This window comes from Paenibacillus sp. J23TS9 (assembly GCF_018403225.1).
In the GTDB taxonomy this organism is placed as follows: Bacteria; Bacillota; Bacilli; order Paenibacillales; family Paenibacillaceae; genus Paenibacillus_AQ.
Genome location: NZ_BOSG01000001.1, coordinates 1,189,309 through 1,206,790 on the forward strand (window position 1 = coordinate 1,189,309; position 17,482 = coordinate 1,206,790).

The window sequence follows — 17,482 nt, forward strand, 5'->3', positions numbered from 1 at the left end:
ATTAGAATTAGAACCATAAAAAAGGATTGGAGCTTATTGCTCCAATCCTTTTTTTACATATAGATCACGCTATGAATGATTAAGCTGCTCTTAGTTCTGGAATCGATGAAAGCACATCATACATACTGCCTGAAGCACCTACAAAGATGAGTGCAGCTACAACGATCAGAATAATGATGCCGTACAATGCCGTACCGCAGATTCCACATACCAATCCGGCGACGGCAAGTCCGCGCCCGCCTTCATTTTTTCTTTTAATTTCTTTGAAGGCAAGGCTCGCAAGCACAATCGCGATAATGCCGAGAATGAAACCAACATAAGGAATGATTAAGCTAAGAATACCCAAAACGAGCGCTCCTGTGGCTTTCCCGTTCGTCTTCTGCGGCTGCATAGGCGGCATTTGCTGAAACTGGTTAAATTGTCCTGATGATGAATATGGATCCAAAGGTCTGTTCCTCCTCAAATAACGTACTATATGTATAAAAGATATCTTACATTCAGGACTATTATACCCAGAAATAAGCAGATTGACTATGCAAAATGCCAATTTTTAATCGACAATCTTTTTTCTGGGTGAATGAGAGAGGAGAGTAGCCATTAGACATTAAAACTTTTACGCAGTTCAGATGGCGATAAATTTTTATACTTCTTAAATGACCGGCTAAAGTAATATATATCTTTAAAGCCGGTAGATAATGCGATTTCAGAGATATTCATCTGAGAATTACGCAGCAGGTATTCCGATTTATTAATACGGAGCGTGTTGATATAATCCGTCACGGTTCGACCTGTAAGTTCTTTGAACAATCTGCTGAAATGAAAGCGGCTGAGGCCCGCAATCCCGGACAATAATTCGACGGTCAAATCCTCCTGGTAATACTCTTCAATATGCTGGAATACCGGTGTGAACCGTTCAAGATTTTTAAGGCGCAGCTGATCGTCCTCCGTTGTCATTTTGTTCGTTCCATATCGTCGCAGGAGAATCGTCAGGATACGGTACAGATAAGATTTGATAGACAGCTCGTAACCCAGATCACGCTGGCTTAATTCTTGAATCAAAGACGAGATACAGGTGATGATTTCCGCGTCTCCGGAAATTTTGCTGGCAAACAGAATCTGGTTTTGCGTAATGGGAGTTATGAACTTGGTTTCTATGGCATCCACGGAGTGGCTGTGCAAAAGCTTAATATCAACGATCATCGCATAATAGACCAAATCGTCACATTGACTCACCCCATAATGAAGATCATTGCTGTTCACGACAACCAGATCGCCTTCACATACTTCATATGGAACGGAGTTCAGCTCGATCATGGCCGAGCCTTTGGTAAAATACAAGAATTCAATATGGTTATGCCAGTGATGATTAAACAGCGCCTTTCCGTATTCATCCGACGTACAATAGTGGACTTTAATAGGGAAGAAGCGGTCTGGCATATCCATAGGTTCTTGAAGGGAAAGGGGTCTTTCCATCACTGTCACCTCTAAATCGCACAATTGTCTAAATAATGAGCAAGGCTCTACATGGCAGACTTTCTTATAAATATTATAATTCAATATGAAGAAAGACAAAAGGATGATTCAAAAGGAGAGTTGAATACGAATGAGCAAAATTAGAGTGGGTATTATTGGAGCAGGTTCAATTTCAGAATCACACATGAATTCGTATCAGAACAACCCTGAAGCCGAAATTGTGGCGATTTGTGATTTGAAAGAAGAGAGAGCGAAAGCGGCTGCACAGAAATACGGTGCCCAGAAAACATATATCGATTACAATGAATTGCTCGCCGATCCTGAGATCGACGCGGTCAGTATTTGCACATGGAATAACACACATGCTGAAATCAGCATTGCTGCTATCAAAGCGGGCAAGCATGTATTGGTCGAAAAACCGCTCTGCCGCAGTGTAGAAGAAGCGCTACATATTCAGCAAACGGTTCGGGAGAGCAATAAGCTTCTGCAGGTTGGCTTCGTACGCCGCTATGATCCGAATATCGGGCTTCTGAACAGCTTTATTGAAAAGGATGAGTTCGGCGAGCTGTATTACGCCAAAGCGTCCATTTTGCGCCGTCTGGGCAATCCTGGTGGCTGGTTTGCGGATAAGGAACGCTCCGGCGGCGGACCGCTGATCGATATTGGCGTTCACGTCATCGATCTGTGCTGGTATATGCTTGGCAGACCGAAAGTGAAATCGGTTTCAGGTAACGTGTATCATAAGCTTGGAAATCGTTCGAACGTCAAGCATTTGTCCTTTTACAAGGCAGCTGACTATGATGCCAGCAAAAATACAGTAGAAGATATGGCCAACGCTCTGATCCGCTTTGAAAACGGCGCGTCGCTCATGGTGGATGTCAGCTTCTCGCTGCATGCCAAGAAGGACGAAACGGCTGTCAAAATTTTCGGAACTAAAGGTGGATTTGAGATTGATCCTGCCCTGGTTATCGTGACCGAGAAGAACGATGTCATGATCAACATCGAGCCGCAGATCGACAATAAAGGATTTAACTTCGCTGCAGCATTCCAGAATGAAATCGACCAGTTCATCATTAACGTTCAAAATAACAGAGAGCCGATGAGCCCTGTTGAGGATGGTCTGGAACTCATGAAAATGTTGACTGCCATTTATGAATCCGCAGAAAAAGGAGTGGAAATCCAGCTATGAAAATCGGAGTAAGCACATACAGCCTCTACCGTCCCATTCATGCCGGAGAAATCACCATTCTTGAAGCGATTGAGAAAATCGCTGAAATGGGCGGAGAGCATGTAGAAATCGTGCCGATCGGCTATACCCTGACTGACAATCCAGAGCTGGTGGATCAAATCGTAGCCAAGGCAAAGGAAGTCGGCATCGATATATCCAATTATGCGATTTATGCAAATTTCGGAGTGGACAGCGACGAAGAAGTTGCTAAGGAAATTGAACGCGTTAAAAAAGAAGTGGATATCGCAGCACGCCTTGGCGTCAAGCTGATGCGCCATGATGTAGCCGGCCGCAGCGATACTTCCATTAAGCAATTCAACAGTGAAGTCGGCCGATTGGCCGAAGCCTGCCGCCAGGTTGCTGATTATGCGGCGCAATATGGCATTACGACAAGTGTGGAGAATCATGGCTACTATATCCAAGCAAGTGACCGTGTACAGACGCTTGTACAGGCGGTAGACCGTCCAAACTTCAAAACTACACTTGATGTAGGTAACTTTATGTGTGTCGATGAGGATCCTGTAGTCGCTGTTGAGAAGAATCTTCCTTACGCGTCAATCGTGCATATTAAAGATTTTTACCTTCGTCATGCTTCTCAAAATCCCGGCGAAGGCTGGTTTAAAACCGCCAGCGGCAACTTTTTGAGAGGTGCCATTTCCGGACACGGCGATATCAATCTGCGTGAATCGATCCGCATCATCAAAGAATCAGGTTACGACGGTTACTTGTCCATTGAATTCGAAGGTATGGAAGATGCCTATCAGGGAACAAAAATCGGTATTGATAACGTAAAACGTATCTGGAACGAAATTTAAACAATCATTGAAGAAGGGAGATACATGTAATGAATAATAAAATCGGTGTTATTGTAGACAGCTTCCGTGTGGGCGTCAGAGAAGGGCTGCAGCGTGCCAAGAAGGTCGGCGCAGACGGAGTTCAGATTTACGCGGTGAGCGGCGAGATGGACCCTGCCAACCTTTCAGGATCGCAGCGGAAAGAACTTAAGGAATATATTGCTTCCCTTGGACTTGAAATTTCCGCACTGGTTGGGGATTTGGGAGGTTATGGATTTCAGGATAAGAGTGTTAACGTAGGGAAAATCGAGAAATCCAAGCGGATTTTAGATCTGGCGGTTGAACTGGGCACCCCGGTCGTTACGACACATATTGGGATTGTGCCTGAAGATACAAACAGTGAAATTTACCAAACCATGCATGATGCCTGCGAAGAGCTTGCTTCTTACGCAACAAGCATGAACGCTTTCTTTGCGATTGAAACCGGTCCTGAGCCGTCAGCAAGATTAAAGCAGTTCCTGGACGGATTGGGATCCAAAGGCGTGTCGGTAAACTTTGACCCTGCTAACATGGTTATGGTTACGGGGGATGACCCTGCACAGGGAGTTTATAACTTGAAGGATTATATCGTGCACACACATGCGAAGGATGGACTTCGTCTGCAAGAAGTACCTGCGCATTACATTTATGAATCTCTTGGTTATGAAGCTCCTGCAAACGAGAACAATACATTTGTGCCGGGTGAAGGCGAATATTTCCGTGAGGTTCCGCTTGGTGAAGGCGGCGTGAACTGGACACAGTATTTGAATGCTCTGAAGGACATCGGATATACGGGATATTTGACGATTGAACGTGAAGTGGGAGAAGATCCGGAAGCTGATATCTCCAAAGCAGTGCAATTTTTGAAGCAGTACAGAAATGAATAGTTTGAAATGATATAGAGAGTCATTATAAAAACAGTGGACGTTAGACGGAATTCATCCGGAACGTACCACTGTTTTTTTGTTGTCGTATTATTCATCTATAATTATTCTTCTCCCGAGTCAACGATGATGGTCAAATAATCTGATCTTACCTCACCGTCATCAGCGCATTCTTCCACTTGCGCACGGTAGGAGAATAGGAAGCTGCCAGTAACTTCTTCTATTGTATGATGCAGATCGGTTCGTACAAGGGCCATATATTTGAACGTTAAGGTTTGAAGCGGACCGATCGTTCCGAGTGGGTAACCATGATGGAATTGAACGTAATCATTATGAATGAATACAACACCTTCATCTAATACAGGTTTATTCTGAATCCATCCGTTCAGTATTAATTCAGCAGCCAGTGATCCATTGTTGATGATGGAAATATCAAAAGATAAGACTTCGCCTGGCTCAACCACAAGATGCTCCGGCTGTGCATATATTTTAATGTCCGCAGACACTACCTCAACAGATACGTTGTCAGACATAACGGTTTGCTGCACAACACGCCCATCCGGCAGACGGAAGGTAAAGGATGCTGAAGCATGATTATTGACAGTGACGGGGGTGCTGCCGGATGGCTTAAGAACGATAGCATCAAAAGCGATAATGACTGCTGAACGTGGCCGAACCGTTCCGAGAAAGATACCCTCGACGGGATTTGCATTGGAATGAAGAACGCCATCCACATGAACACTGCCTTTGAGAAACTGAAGACCTTGAGGCAGTACATCTTTAAATGTAGCGTCAAGGGCAAAGTCACCCGTATTGTTAACCACGTTCTCATAATGCAAGATGCAGCCTGTCGTTGCTTGGGGTTTATCAACGGATTTACTTACTTTGATCTCCGGCTGAATTACAGTAACCAGAAGAGCATTGGCTGGTTCGGATTGCTGTATCCCATTAATGAGATAGGATAACTCCCCCTGCAAAGTGAAGGGATTGGCACCGGTTACTCTGCCTACGCGAAGATTTGCTCTAACGATTATGATTGCTCCCGGCAGCAACGTACCTATTGGAATCCCATCTTCCGGATTGATCGATGGAAAATAAATCTCACCAATCATGACGCTTCCCGTGATAAAAGTAACTCCTGAAGGGAGAGGAAGGTAAACAACCAGATTTTCCAGAGGTACATTCCCCAGATTGGCAATGGTCAGCATGTAGGTAATTACATCACCAGCAAATGTCTGGTTTGTGCTCACCTCCGCAACAAGTGAAACATAGTGGGGAAGAACCGTTAGTGTCACGATATTGGAATCCAGCGAACCTGTGATCGTTCTTCCCTCCAAGGACTGAAAGGAATACTGGGCCATCCCCTGATTCGATAGCTGAAGCGAAGCAGGAATCGATATCAATATAGCCTGAAATACAATTTGGACTGTCGATTGAATAGGGACTGTCCCTACATGAATGCCGGTAACCGGATTCTCCCCCGGTAGGGGAGCGCCGTTAATAACGACGCTGTTCGGGATATAAGCCAATCCATCCGGCAATGCATCATAGAGAAGCAGTTGGGCATCCCTGTTGCCATCATTGCTCACGGTAAAAAAGAATGTGACTGGTTGATTCAATGTCACCTGCTGTTCGCTTATTGCTTTGGTTAAACGGAGTATGGGACCGACCCAAGGAGTATCTACAATGTTGGAATAGGCTACCGCTTCTGCTTCTCCGGTTTGAAAATGGACTATGGTTTGATTTCTGAGAATAAATTCAGATCTTAGGTCCGGCATCATAACGCCGTGACCTGTACCTGGAATGTGACTGTGGATGTAGCGCCTGCTGCGAGTGTGCCAATCTGGATACCTGTATTCGGATTGGCTGTCGGTCTAGGAACGGTATCTACCGTTACGCTGCCTGTGATGAACACGGAACCGGCGGGCACCTGGTCAACAAGAACGACACTGTTGACAGCTTCAATACCGTTATTGGTAACAACGATGGTGTAAGTGATGGTATCCCCCACAACCGCATCAATCGAGGGCGTGCTTTTCACGACAGAAATATTAGGGGAAGATACCGGAATGGTAAGTATGTTTGAAAGTGAGGTTCCGGTCAGGATCAATCCGTCCGGATGCTGGAATGTAAAGTTTACAGTCGCCTGGTTAACCAGCTGCTGCTGAGCGGGAAGACTTTGGACACTGACTTGCATAGTGACACTCACAGTAACCGTCGTGCCTGGCAAGACGGTTCCGGCATTGATACCCGTTACCGGATCTGCTCCAGGCTGCGGAACCCCGTTAACCAGAATACTATTCGGGACGAACACAGCACCTGCTGGAACCGGATCAATGACGGTAGCTTGCGCTGGCAGATTTCCTGTATTGGTCAAAGCTACGGTATAAACGATCGTATCACCAACCGTAGCATTGGTTGTATTGGCTGTTTTAACAGCTCCGATCACGGCTTGATATATCTGAAGAATATTGGTATTGGATGTCGATGTACCTGAAAAAGCACCTGATGTAAAGCTGGCAGAAGCACGGTTGGCAATTTGACCAGAGCTTGGAACAGCGACAACGGTCACATTAAAGGCAACGGTTTTTGTCGCTCCCGGAGCTATTGTACTGAGAGACACGCCGGTGGATGGGTTCGCAGCCGGAACTGGACTTCCATCGACCGTGACGCTTCCTGCTACAAATGTCGTCTCCGGAGGTATGGTATCCGAGAAGATGACATTCGTCACATTTTCTATACCATTGTTGGTCACAGTGACGGTATAAGGAATCACATCGCCAAGCGAAGCATCAGGCAAGGTTGTTGTTTTGACAAGGGTAACATTGGGTGATGATACCGGAATGGTAACCGTATTGGAAACAAGGGATCCATTCACGATTCGGCCGTCAGGAAGAGTGAACGTGTAAGTTGCAGATGCCTGATTGTTCAGCAGCTGCGTAGGAGGTACGGAGTTAACGATTACAGAAAACATAACAACGGCGCCGCTGGCAACAACACCGAGTGGAATACCTGTTGACGGGTCAGCCCCTGGAAGCGGCTGACCGTTCAGAAGCACGCTGTTAGGCTGGAATGTGGTCCCTGCAGGAATGGTATCCGTTAAAGTAACGGCAGCTCCGAAATTTCCGGCATTGGAGATATTAATAGTATATATGACCGTATCCCCAACGGTTGCATTGGCCGTATTGGCGCTTTTAACCGCGGTATAGATGGGCTGATACACTGGTGTGATCACCGTATTTGAGAATGTTACGCTTGAGAAAGCGCCTGAAGTAAAGCTCACTGAAGATTGGTTGCTAAGTGTTGTCGATGCTGGCAGTGTGGTCACCAAAGCATTAAAAATGACAGTAACTACACCACCTGGAGGGATAGCTCCGATAATAATACCTGTTGCCGGATTTGCTGCAGGACGTGGCGTTCCATCAATGGTAACCGACCCAGGAACCAGCGCAGCGCCGACTGGAATCGCATCCGTAAAGAGGACATTACTGACACTGGCAATGCCGTTGTTGGTAATCGTTGTGGTATAGGTAATCGTGTCGCCGACAGAGAGGGCTGTGGACGGCGTGCTTTTAACAACGGCAATATTTGGAGAAGAAACCGAAATCGTAACCACATTGGAAACGGTAGATCCTGTGATGGTTCTTCCATCAGGTAGAGTATAGGCTGTGGCTGCGACTCCCTGATTTACTAACTGTTGTGGTGAGGGGAGCGTATTGATGATGACTGAAAATACAACCGTTGTGGTTTGGCCTGGATTCACAACACCGGCATTGATACCTGTAACCGGATCGGTGCCTGCCTGTTGTGTTCCATTAACCAGAACGCTGTTTGGCACAAATGAAGTTCCTGCCGGAATGTTATCCGTTAATGTAACTTGGGAACCGTAATTTCCTGAGTTCACAATATTAAATGTATAGCTCACGGTATCACCAACGGTGGCATTGGAAGTACTGCCGCTTTTTGTCGTCGAAATAACGGGCTGATATACAGGTGTGGTCACCGTATTGGAATTGGTCAGTCCTGAAAAAACGCCTGCGGTGAATGTGACAATAGCTGTATTGTTCAGTTGTGCAGGGGATGGAACAGAAGTCACAAGAATACTGAATGCGACATTGGCCGAGGCTGTAGGAGCGATGGAACCAATAGTTATCCCAGCTGATGGATTCGCCGTGGGAGCCGGCGTGCCATTGATCGTAACACTTCCGGCTACGAAGGCTGCACCTGGGGGGATCGTATCCGACAACTGAACATTATTCACGGCTTCAATCCCTGCATTCGTAATGGTAATGCCGTATACAATTGTATCTCCAACGGTAGCCGCGGTTGAAGGTGTTGCTTTGATAACCGACACATTAGGTGCGGATACCTGAAAAGTGACGGTATTGGAAACGGCCGAGCCTGTCAAGGTTCTGCCATCCGGTGGTGTAAAGGTAAAGCTCGCAGTTGCTTGATTGCTCATCGTTTGCGGGTTCGGCAATGTACTAATGACAATTCCGAAGGTTACGACAGTACTTGCTCCAGGCGCGATGCTGCCCAGGCTGATTCCGGTCACAGGGGATTCTCCAGGAAAGGGGAAACCGTTAATAATGACGCTGTTCGGGGTAAATGTGGCGCCATTGGGTATTGTATCCGTAAGTGTGACATTTGCAGCCAAATTGCCTGTATTGCTTATCGTAATCGAATAATTGACAGCATCGCCTACCTGAGCGTTAGTTGTGCTCGCGGCTTTTAATAATGAAATCTGTGGCTGAACAACAGGTGTTGATGTGACATTGGATGAAGCGGATCCCGAAAATGTACCGGAAGTAAAGCTGACGGTTGACTGGTTGTTAATCTGTGAAGGAATCGGCATGGTTATCCTCACCTCGAATGTTATGGTAGCCGCAGCGCCAGAGGCCAGGGTACCTAATGAAATGCCGGCGGACGGAACTGCACCCGGGCGTGAGACGCCGTTCACAATTACGCTTCCGGTGATAAAAGACACATTGGAAGGCAGTGCATCATTTAAAATAACATTGTTCACATTGGCAGCGCCATTATTAGTCACGACGCTTGTAAAAGTAATGGTATCGCCGACAATCGCATCGATGGCTGATACCGTTTTGACAACACTGACGTTAGGTATCGCTACCGGAATGGTTACGGTATTGGACGCAGAGTTGACTGAAACCTGCCTTCCTCCGGGAAGGGTAAATACCGATACTGCTGCCGCCTGATCAACCAGCTGCCTGGTTGGTGGCAGGGAAGTTACATTAACGACTAAACTTACAGTGGCTGTTGTCCCGTTTGCCACGGATGAAATAGGTATTCCAGTAACAGGACTTACACCAGGCGATGGTGTGTTGTTAATGAGTACACTGTTATCTACAAAGGTGCTCCCGGCAGGTATATTATCAGTCAGGGTTACCGCAGCAGGGATGTTACCTGTATTGCTGATTAAAAAAGAATAAGTCAATGTGTCACCCACGGTTGCATTCGTGGTGCTGGCGCTTTTGGTTATGGAAATAATCGCTTGGTACACAGGAATGGTGACTGTATTCGATAGGGTGGTTCCCATGAACGATCCTGAGTTGAACGCTACACTCGCCTGATTAACCAGCTGAGCCGGATTCGGCAAGGAGGTGACCTGAATTTGAAAGGTAACGGTTGCTGCAGCTGATGCTGCAAGACTGCTGATCTGGATACCGTTTTGCGGGTTGGCGTTTGGGAGTATGCTTCCATTGAGCGCAACACTACCGGCAACGAAAGTGGAGCCAGCGGGAATATTATCGGAGACCACGACGTTGTTTACTGCTTCAATCCCATTGTTTGTAATGGCAAGCGTATACGTTAAAACATCATTAACGGCAGCAGTATTCGAGTTGGCAGATTTGACAACGGTGACATTCGGTGCGGATGCCTGAATGGTTACCGTATTGGAAGAGCTTGATCCCGACAGACTCCGGCCGCTCGGCAGCTGATATGTATAAGTGCTGTTGGCTGTATTGACCAGCGTCGGCGGTGTAGGCAGGGAGTTCAGAACCACTTGAAAAGTGACGGTTACGGTTGCTCCAATAGCGACAGAACCCGCGGAGACCCCTGTAAGCGGGGAAGCACCCGGTACGGCGACTCCCTGAACTGTAACGCTGTTTGCTACAAAAGTAGTGCCTGTTGGAATGTTATCCGTCAAGGTAACTTGTGCAGCAAGGTTGCCTGTGTTATTTACCAAAAGGTTGTATTGAATCGTGTCACCTACGGTTGCTTTAGCAGTTGTGGCACTTTTCGTGATCGCGATTACGGGTTGATATACGGGCGTTGTGACAGTATTGGACAGAGATGTGCCAACAAACGTACCGGAGTTGTAGGACACCTTCGAGCTGTTGGACAGCTGGGAAGGACTTGGGAGAGAAGTGATGGTAACCTTAAAGGCAACCGTGACTGAGCTTCCGGCAGTCACACTACCTATCGCGATTCCGCTTGCCGGATTGGCTGATGAAAGCACAGTTCCTCCAACGGTAACACTTCCGGCGACAAAGGCGGTCCCTGCAGGAATGGTGTCCGTCAAGACGGTATTTGAGATCCCTTCTGTCCCGCTGTTCGTCACGACAGAGGTGTAAGTGAGCGTTTCCCCAACAGCAACATCAGAAACGGAAGAACTTTTAACAACGTTGACATTGGGTAATGTTACAGGAACGCTGAGTGTGTTAGATGTGGCAGATCCAGATATGGTGCGACCATCGGGTGGTTGAAAAGTATATGCCGCTGTCGCCGTGTCCACAAGCTGGGATGGTGAAGGAAGATTATTGACCGTGACTGTAAAAGTAACCGGAACTGTAGCCCCGGCTGCGACCGTGCCTATGGCGACACCCGTCGCTGGGTTGGCTCCCGGAACGGCTGTTCCGTTGACCGTGAAACTGCCTGCTGTAAACGTACTGCCGGTTGGAATATTATCACTGAAGGTTACTGAAGCAGCAATATTTCCAGAATTACTGATCAGAACAGTGTAAATCAAAGCGGTCCCGACGGTTGCGTTGGTTTTATTCGCGCTCTTGGTTAACGTCAAATTTGGAGCATAGACGGTAACGGTAACCGAATTGGAAGGAATAACCCCGGTTATGGTGGATCCCCCGGCTACACTTTGAAAAGCGAAGGCTGCATTTGCAGTATTCACAATTGTATTGGTGGAAGGCATGGAGGTGACGGTAGCTTTATACGTAACAATGATGGAAGAGCCAAAATTCAGGGTTCCGAGCGGAGCACCGGCAACAATATCATAGGTCGGTTTGGAGAAGCCTGCGACCGTAACGCTTCCGGAAACAGCGGTTAGTCCAGCTGGAAGGGCATCGGACAACACGACGCTGTTGGCATTGGCGGTACCTGTATTGCTCACTGTCACAGTATAGGTAATCGTATCACCTACAATAGCACTGCTGGTATTCGCGCTTTTAACAACGTTGATCTTGGGAGCGTTGATATCCACTTGAATAGCGTTTGCATTTACGCAATATGCATCACCGGATGTCGTTAATATTAAAACGGCGGAGGATTGATTATTAACGAGGCGGGCCGATACATCCACATTGGTAATATCCCAGCCTTGGCGGCCTCCGGTGATGTTAGTTCCTGGTGCTCCGTTGATCTGATTGCGGGTACCGAATGTTCCGGTTGTATCCAGGTTTCCAGAATCATTATTGATTTGAGAGGCAAAAAAATTGGCTGCAAAATTGTTTGGCCCTGACAGGGCGACAGCCGTTGTAGAAGTCGGGCCGAAGAGTGCCTGATCACCCGTTCTGTTCGCATCACCTTCCTGCGCACTGAATAAAGCTCTTCCGCCAAGCGCACCCGAAACAGGTGTGGCGAATCCGGTTAGTGTGGTGGTTACCGCACTAGAAGTGGCCTGCACCAAAACCGCGCCGGCGCGGATGGACATATTACGGAATGGAAGAGATGGATTTTGATAGATGACTCCAAGCGTCCATCCTGCATGGTTCCCCGTGGGATCGTTCGGTATGACGATGGTTCCTACGACATTGCCGGTGGTGTAAGTTCCAGCTCCTCCTTGCAGAATGAGTGATGTTACATTTGCCGATCGTACATATGCAGTCATATTATTACCGAAATCGATGGAATTTGCCGTTGCTGGATCGGGTGTGACAGAAAATGTACCCGCCGGAGTCGTAAACGTGACGGGATTATTGATAAAACTGCTGAGATTGATCTCTCCAGTAATAATATAAGAGCCGCCCCAGATCAGCTCGGCGTACAAAACGGTACTTCCTGTAGGTAAAACCAGTTGGGCGGACGAGCTGTTATTGAGATATGCGCTTGTCGTTCCAGCTGGGTATGAACCGTATTGTGTGGCTGTATTGATGGTAGTAAATGCGCCAATGCTATCCTGAGTGCCAGGGACACCCGCTGTATCTGAACGGCTCAGCCCCAGCGTATTCCCGGTAAATGTAACTGCACCTGTTGCGTTGAATGTGGCTCTGACGATAAGAGGAATGATTTCACCTCCTTAGCGATGTATTCCATCGTAACGGCGGATTTCACCAATTTTTGAAAGTGTTATTTTACAGCTTATGAAGCTTAGGAATGAATTAGTCTGTGCGGTCATGCTTCACTTGCAAAAAAGCGGGTCAAAGCGAAAAATAACAGTTACCTGAAAACAGAAAATAACATGTACATCAAAGTGGGGAATAAGGAAGATATTCATACTTGATATGTAACCAAATGGTTGTATATAATATATATGAAACCAAATGGTTTCATTTCGAAGGAAAGGATAGGTAATATGTCAAACGAAGAGCTTTTGAAGAAACTGCGATATAAGAATGGACATGCTTTGGTGTTAAACGCTCCGGCGGGATATGATTTAGGAATTGAATCAAAGAGCTCTGACTCAAAGGCAGCCTTCATCCAACTATTCGTCAATAATGCAGAGCAAGTCCATGAATGGGTACCGCAAGCTATTCCGAGGTTGGCTGAGGATGCAGTTTTTTGGATCACGTATCCGAAACAGACTTCCAAGGTGAAAACAGATATTAACCGGGACAGCTTATGGAAGCTTGTGGAATCCATGGCACCATATCGACCTGTCAGCAACGTCGCTGTGGATGAGAAATGGTCAGCGCTCCGGTTTCGCCATGTTGATCTGGTTCAGTCCAAGAAAAAATAAACCCAAAAAGTAAAATTCAGGAGGAAATAATATGGAAAATCAAAATAAAGATGCACTGCCGGATATCCGGTATACAGGTGTATTCAACGCAAACATTCAGAAGGTATGGGAGGCTGTTTCCACTTCGGAGGGCCTTGAGGCTTGGTTTATGCCCAATGATTTCGAGCCAATTATCGGATACGAATTCCACATCAATGCAGGGCCTTACGGCATGTCACCATGCAAAGTCACGGAAATGGATCCGCCAAGACGACTTTCCTTTGACTGGGGAAAGGACTGGACGCTTACCTTTGAATTGAAGGATATGGATGGGCAAACCGAAATAACAATCATACATTCCGGCTGGAGCGAAGACGTGGTTACCGAATTTGGACAACCTCATACCACAGTTCGCGGAATCATGGATCAGGGCTGGGCCGGTCTGCATCAAAAACTGGGCGCTTATGTTGAAGGCTAATCATGGGAGAACCGCAAGTAAAGCATGATGTTTTTCAAGCGATTGCCGATCCTACCCGCCGCAAGCTGCTTAAGCTTTTAGCCGACAAGGAAATGCCGGTGACCATGATAAGCGGACATTTCCCCATGAGCCGGACAGCCGTTTCCAAACATCTTCGCATTTTGTCAGAAGCGGGATTGGTAAAAGAGAGAAGAGTAGGGCGTGAGAACCGATATCGGCTTGATCCGGAGCCACTCGTGGAATTAAAGCGCTGGTATGCCTATTTTGAACGGTTCTGGGAAAACAAAATGGCTGCTTTACAGCTCTTGGTGGAATCCGACGATCCTGAGGAATAAGAACATAAAAAAAGGAACTCCGTATTGATCTTCCGAAATTGTTTCGGGATCAATGCGAGAGTTCCATTTTATTTTTAATCGTATACACACATTTCTTATCACCCTTAGCCAGGCATTCCGTTCGGCCCACTTCGGCTCCGAGAAGAGATTCGAACATCTTCATCTCACAGGTGCAGGCATGATTGTATTTTTTGGCGATCTGGGAGATTGGGCAGTTGTATTCCATCAAAGTGTATTCATGCTCACTGTTTTTCTCAAGTTCAACCATATACCCGTTCTCATTCTGAATTTCAGCCAAAGCCTCGACTTTCTCGGCAAAAGATTTCCCGTGCATCTTCTCTGCATGATTCTTCTGGAGAGATTCGCCGCGGCGGTCGAATAAGCGGTCAACCATATCTGATCCGGCATCCAATTCAAGCTCACCTAGCAGATCCAAAGTTAATGCATGATACTTGTTCGGAAAAAAGGTTTCGGCCTGTTCCGTCAAATGGTATATCGCAGTGGGGCGTCCCATTGGTTGGCGAATCGTTTTCGATTCAATTAAGCCATCCTTCTCCAGGGTATTGATGTGCCTGCGCACAGCCATGCTCGTGATACCAATAAACTCGGTGATTTCCTTGGCACTGAGTTCACCCTTGGTCTTCAGCAGCTGCAGAATTTTGTCCCGGGTTGAAATATCCAGTTGTTGGTCCATTTTTCATCACCGCCTGTTCTGCTGTTAATTCATTAAAATCTTAGCCGAGTATTAAACAGCCTGCCGATATCAGGATCAGCAGGCTGAACCACTCAAATTGTATAGACTGATCCTTATTTGGATTTGTAGAAGTTCTCAGCTTTGGCAATAAAGCTCTTTTCTTCTTCCGGCAAATCCGTATCGTAATACACTGCACCAACCGGGCATGCAACCTCACAAGCGCCGCATTCAATGCAAATGTCAGTGTCGATAAAATATTGGTCTGCACCTTCCTCGATGCAATCTACTGGACAAACATCAACGCAATCGGCTGCTTTCTCATCAATACAAGCCGAAGTAATAACGTAAGACATTTCTTTTCACCCTTTCATTTTAGTTAACCTTTTGTTGTGATTTAATGACGCTCGCTGCTAATTCCATAAAAATATGCCACTGCTCACTGCTTTCTGTAAACAGAGTAGGGGTAGTGGGATCAACGCCTTCCTGAGCATCCAAGGATTGAATCGGCACTTCCGCAAGCAGTTTCGTGTTCAGCTCTTCAGCCAGCTTTTGACCGCCGCCGCGTCCGAATAGATAATGCCGTTCACCTGCGGGATCCGTGAAATAGGACATATTTTCAACCACACCCAGAATGGGATGATTCGTTTGTACAGCCATCTCACCGGCCCGTGCGGCAACATGGTTCGCTGTCGGATGGGGGGTGGTTACCAGGATTTCCTCGCAATGTGGAATCCGGTTATGCATATCCAGCGCGATATCACCTGTTCCTGGAGGCAGATCCAGGATCATGTAATCCAGCGGACCCCATTCCACTTCATTCAGGAAAGTACCGAGCATTTTGCCAAGCATTGGCCCGCGCCATACTACCGGCTTGTTGCCTTGTACGAAAAAACCGGTCGAAATCACCTTGATGCCATGGCTTTCCACAGGAGCGATGCGATTACCTTGCTTTTGCGGCAGTTCTTTAATTCCCAGCATTTGCGGAATACTGTATCCGTAGATGTCGGCATCAATAATACCCACGCGCTTTCCTTGTTTAACTAAAGCAGCTGCGAGGTTGACAGTGACGGTTGATTTCCCGACACCGCCTTTACCGCTCGCAATGGCTATGAAAGCAACGCCGGAGTCTCCGGCTACCAAAGGTGAATTCATCAACGTTGGAGCACGGCGCACCGATTTATTTAGCTTAATAGCTATAATATCATTTTTTTCTTCTTTTGAAATATGTTTAAAGCGTATATGAACATCGGTAATTCCTGTCTTTTGCAGTGAGCTTGTGATCTGCTCTCTTAGCTCCTCCTCGCGGGACACCCGTTCCGGTGTGAGCAGGACGGTAAGAGCGGCATGATCCTTGTTCGTGGTAATATCACGAATCAATCCAACCTCTGTCAGCGGCAGCTGATGTTCATCATCCTTGATGTGGGCGATCGCTGCGACCAGATCATCCTTTGTCAATTTTTTCACCTTCAATTCTCTATCTATCTGTAAACACAGTATGGCCATAATTTATTGTACAACCATCACAGCAATAAAATGACTTTACCACGTTTATGACACGGAAGCCAAGTGAATAAAGGCAATTAAAGATGGCATAACAAGCTACGTCTGTACAAATTATGACACGGTAATTGTAGAACACGCTTCGCATATAGTCAACATATATGTATAAAAAGTTAAACAATATTCGTGCTGAACTCTTGACAAAGCGATTCTGGGATTATAATAATTAATATACATTTATGTTTACTAAATGAAATTGAACTAAAGAAAAGGCAGACCATTTCAAATACAGAAGCGTGGAGCATACTTTAGTTCATTTTATATAATTTAGAATGAGCGAAGACAAATACGGACTGCGTTCAATCTGTATAAATTATGCTGTCTAATATGGAAGGGAGGCTCATTTTCTCATTGAGTCCAGAACATAATCCAAATGCCGAAGCATCCCAAGGGCGGCGTACAAACTCCGAACGTCCGGTATCCTATTACGAGCAGGTGGGCGGTGCCCCAACCATCCACGCCATTGTGGAAGCTTTCTATCCGAAAGTTGTCGCTCATCCACTTCTGGCTCCTTTGTTTCCGGAAGACATTAATCCGGTCATGGAAAAGCAGGAGATGTTCCTGACACAATACTTTGGAGGGCCTCAGCTATACACGATGAAAGAGGGCCATCCACGTATGAGAGCAAGACATATCGGATTTCCGATCACGCCTGACCGCGCAACGGCTTGGCTGAGCTGTATGCAGCAGGCGATGGACGAAGTCATCGAGGATAAAATGCTGCGTGAACAGATGATGGAACGGTTAGCCATGACCGCTTACTTTTTTGTGAATACGGATGAACAGGAGACTGACAAGTAAGTCAGCCGGCTATTTTTATTGAATACTTAAGCTTCAATTTGACGGAAAAGGGAAAACAGA

The 17,482-nt window shown here is 46.5% G+C and carries 14 protein-coding genes; 7 read left to right on the top strand and 7 right to left on the bottom strand.

Annotated features, from left to right (window positions below; all coding sequences use genetic code 11):
• Window positions 1-79: 79 nt before the first annotated feature.
• Complete coding sequence (locus KJS65_RS05785) at window positions 80-445, bottom strand: DUF4190 domain-containing protein (protein WP_244864390.1); 366 nt, start codon at window positions 443-445, stop codon at window positions 80-82.
• 152 nt (window positions 446-597) lie between these two features.
• Window positions 598-1,473, bottom strand: coding sequence for an AraC family transcriptional regulator (locus KJS65_RS05790; protein WP_213648967.1), 876 nt, complete (start codon window positions 1,471-1,473; stop codon window positions 598-600).
• Between the two features lie 130 nt (window positions 1,474-1,603).
• On the opposite strand from KJS65_RS05790, the gene KJS65_RS05795 reads away from it, so the two are divergent.
• Genes KJS65_RS05795 through KJS65_RS05805 form a run of 3 tightly spaced genes read left to right on the top strand, consistent with a single transcriptional unit; the run spans window position 1,604 to window position 4,421 of the window.
• Complete coding sequence (locus KJS65_RS05795; RefSeq protein ID WP_213648968.1) at window positions 1,604-2,662, top strand: Gfo/Idh/MocA family protein; 1,059 nt, start codon at window positions 1,604-1,606, stop codon at window positions 2,660-2,662.
• Entirely contained in the window at window positions 2,659-3,516 is an 858-nt protein-coding gene (locus KJS65_RS05800) for a sugar phosphate isomerase/epimerase family protein (RefSeq protein ID WP_213648969.1), read from the top strand. Before KJS65_RS05795 ends, KJS65_RS05800 begins: the two co-directional genes overlap by 4 nt.
• 29 nt (window positions 3,517-3,545) lie before the next feature.
• Window positions 3,546-4,421, top strand: coding sequence for a sugar phosphate isomerase/epimerase family protein (locus tag KJS65_RS05805; RefSeq protein ID WP_213648970.1), 876 nt, complete (start codon window positions 3,546-3,548; stop codon window positions 4,419-4,421).
• 101 nt (window positions 4,422-4,522) lie between these two features.
• Here KJS65_RS05805 and KJS65_RS05810 read toward each other — a convergent pair whose 3' ends face one another.
• Together KJS65_RS05810 and KJS65_RS05815 are read right to left on the bottom strand one after the other, a co-directional pair.
• Complete coding sequence (locus KJS65_RS05810) at window positions 4,523-6,199, bottom strand: DUF11 domain-containing protein (RefSeq protein ID WP_213648971.1); 1,677 nt, start codon at window positions 6,197-6,199, stop codon at window positions 4,523-4,525.
• Entirely contained in the window at window positions 6,196-12,903 is a 6,708-nt protein-coding gene (locus KJS65_RS05815) for a DUF7507 domain-containing protein (protein WP_374706170.1), read from the bottom strand. The genes KJS65_RS05810 and KJS65_RS05815 overlap by 4 nt, the downstream gene beginning before the upstream one ends.
• A gap of 288 nt (window positions 12,904-13,191) precedes the next feature.
• Here KJS65_RS05815 and KJS65_RS05820 point away from each other — a divergent pair, with 288 nt between their 5' ends.
• From KJS65_RS05820 to KJS65_RS05830, 3 genes are read left to right on the top strand one after another with little or no spacing between them, the layout of a single operon-like run.
• Window positions 13,192-13,575 carry a hypothetical protein gene (locus KJS65_RS05820; RefSeq protein ID WP_213648972.1) on the top strand — a complete coding sequence of 128 codons (384 nt, stop codon included), beginning with the start codon at window positions 13,192-13,194 and terminating at the stop codon, window positions 13,573-13,575.
• A 31-nt stretch (window positions 13,576-13,606) separates the two neighbouring features.
• Window positions 13,607-14,032 (top strand): SRPBCC family protein, encoded by a 426-nt coding sequence (locus tag KJS65_RS05825; RefSeq protein ID WP_213648973.1) that lies wholly within the window; start codon window positions 13,607-13,609, stop codon window positions 14,030-14,032.
• A gap of 2 nt (window positions 14,033-14,034) precedes the next feature.
• Complete coding sequence (locus tag KJS65_RS05830) at window positions 14,035-14,367, top strand: ArsR/SmtB family transcription factor (RefSeq protein ID WP_213648974.1); 333 nt, start codon at window positions 14,035-14,037, stop codon at window positions 14,365-14,367.
• Window positions 14,368-14,416: 49 nt separating this feature from the next.
• On the opposite strand, the gene KJS65_RS05835 is transcribed toward KJS65_RS05830, so the two are convergent.
• The 3 genes from KJS65_RS05835 to KJS65_RS05845 all read right to left on the bottom strand — a co-directional run bounded on the left by KJS65_RS05835 (window position 14,417) and on the right by KJS65_RS05845 (window position 16,525).
• Window positions 14,417-15,061 (bottom strand): helix-turn-helix transcriptional regulator, encoded by a 645-nt coding sequence (locus tag KJS65_RS05835; protein ID WP_213648975.1) that lies wholly within the window; start codon window positions 15,059-15,061, stop codon window positions 14,417-14,419.
• Between the two features lie 113 nt (window positions 15,062-15,174).
• Window positions 15,175-15,414, bottom strand: a complete 240-nt coding sequence (locus KJS65_RS05840) for a DUF362 domain-containing protein (protein ID WP_136605813.1) — start codon at window positions 15,412-15,414, stop codon at window positions 15,175-15,177.
• A 19-nt stretch (window positions 15,415-15,433) separates the two neighbouring features.
• The gene (locus KJS65_RS05845; protein WP_280531306.1) at window positions 15,434-16,525 is read right to left on the bottom strand and encodes an Mrp/NBP35 family ATP-binding protein; all 1,092 of its coding nucleotides are present in this window, start codon (window positions 16,523-16,525) and stop codon (window positions 15,434-15,436) included.
• Window positions 16,526-16,972: 447 nt separating this feature from the next.
• Here KJS65_RS05845 and KJS65_RS05850 point away from each other — a divergent pair, with 447 nt between their 5' ends.
• Window positions 16,973-17,422, top strand: coding sequence for a globin domain-containing protein (locus tag KJS65_RS05850; protein WP_244864392.1), 450 nt, complete (start codon window positions 16,973-16,975; stop codon window positions 17,420-17,422).
• Window positions 17,423-17,482 lie beyond the last annotated feature (60 nt).

What these genes read in the sequence shown, in the direction of transcription:
- KJS65_RS05790 (WP_213648967.1), bottom strand. Translation starts at nt 1,473, where the DNA reads ATGGAAAGACCCCTTTCCCTTCAAGAACCTATGGATATGCCAGACCGC.
- KJS65_RS05795 (WP_213648968.1), top strand. Translation starts at nt 1,604, where the DNA reads ATGAGCAAAATTAGAGTGGGTATTATTGGAGCAGGTTCAATTTCAGAA.
- KJS65_RS05800 (WP_213648969.1), top strand. Translation starts at nt 2,659, where the DNA reads ATGAAAATCGGAGTAAGCACATACAGCCTCTACCGTCCCATTCATGCC.
- KJS65_RS05805 (WP_213648970.1), top strand. Translation starts at nt 3,546, where the DNA reads ATGAATAATAAAATCGGTGTTATTGTAGACAGCTTCCGTGTGGGCGTC.
- KJS65_RS05810 (WP_213648971.1), bottom strand. Translation starts at nt 6,199, where the DNA reads ATGATGCCGGACCTAAGATCTGAATTTATTCTCAGAAATCAAACCATA.
- KJS65_RS05820 (WP_213648972.1), top strand. Translation starts at nt 13,192, where the DNA reads ATGTCAAACGAAGAGCTTTTGAAGAAACTGCGATATAAGAATGGACAT.
- KJS65_RS05825 (WP_213648973.1), top strand. Translation starts at nt 13,607, where the DNA reads ATGGAAAATCAAAATAAAGATGCACTGCCGGATATCCGGTATACAGGT.
- KJS65_RS05830 (WP_213648974.1), top strand. Translation starts at nt 14,035, where the DNA reads ATGGGAGAACCGCAAGTAAAGCATGATGTTTTTCAAGCGATTGCCGAT.
- KJS65_RS05835 (WP_213648975.1), bottom strand. Translation starts at nt 15,061, where the DNA reads ATGGACCAACAACTGGATATTTCAACCCGGGACAAAATTCTGCAGCTG.
- KJS65_RS05840 (WP_136605813.1), bottom strand. Translation starts at nt 15,414, where the DNA reads ATGTCTTACGTTATTACTTCGGCTTGTATTGATGAGAAAGCAGCCGAT.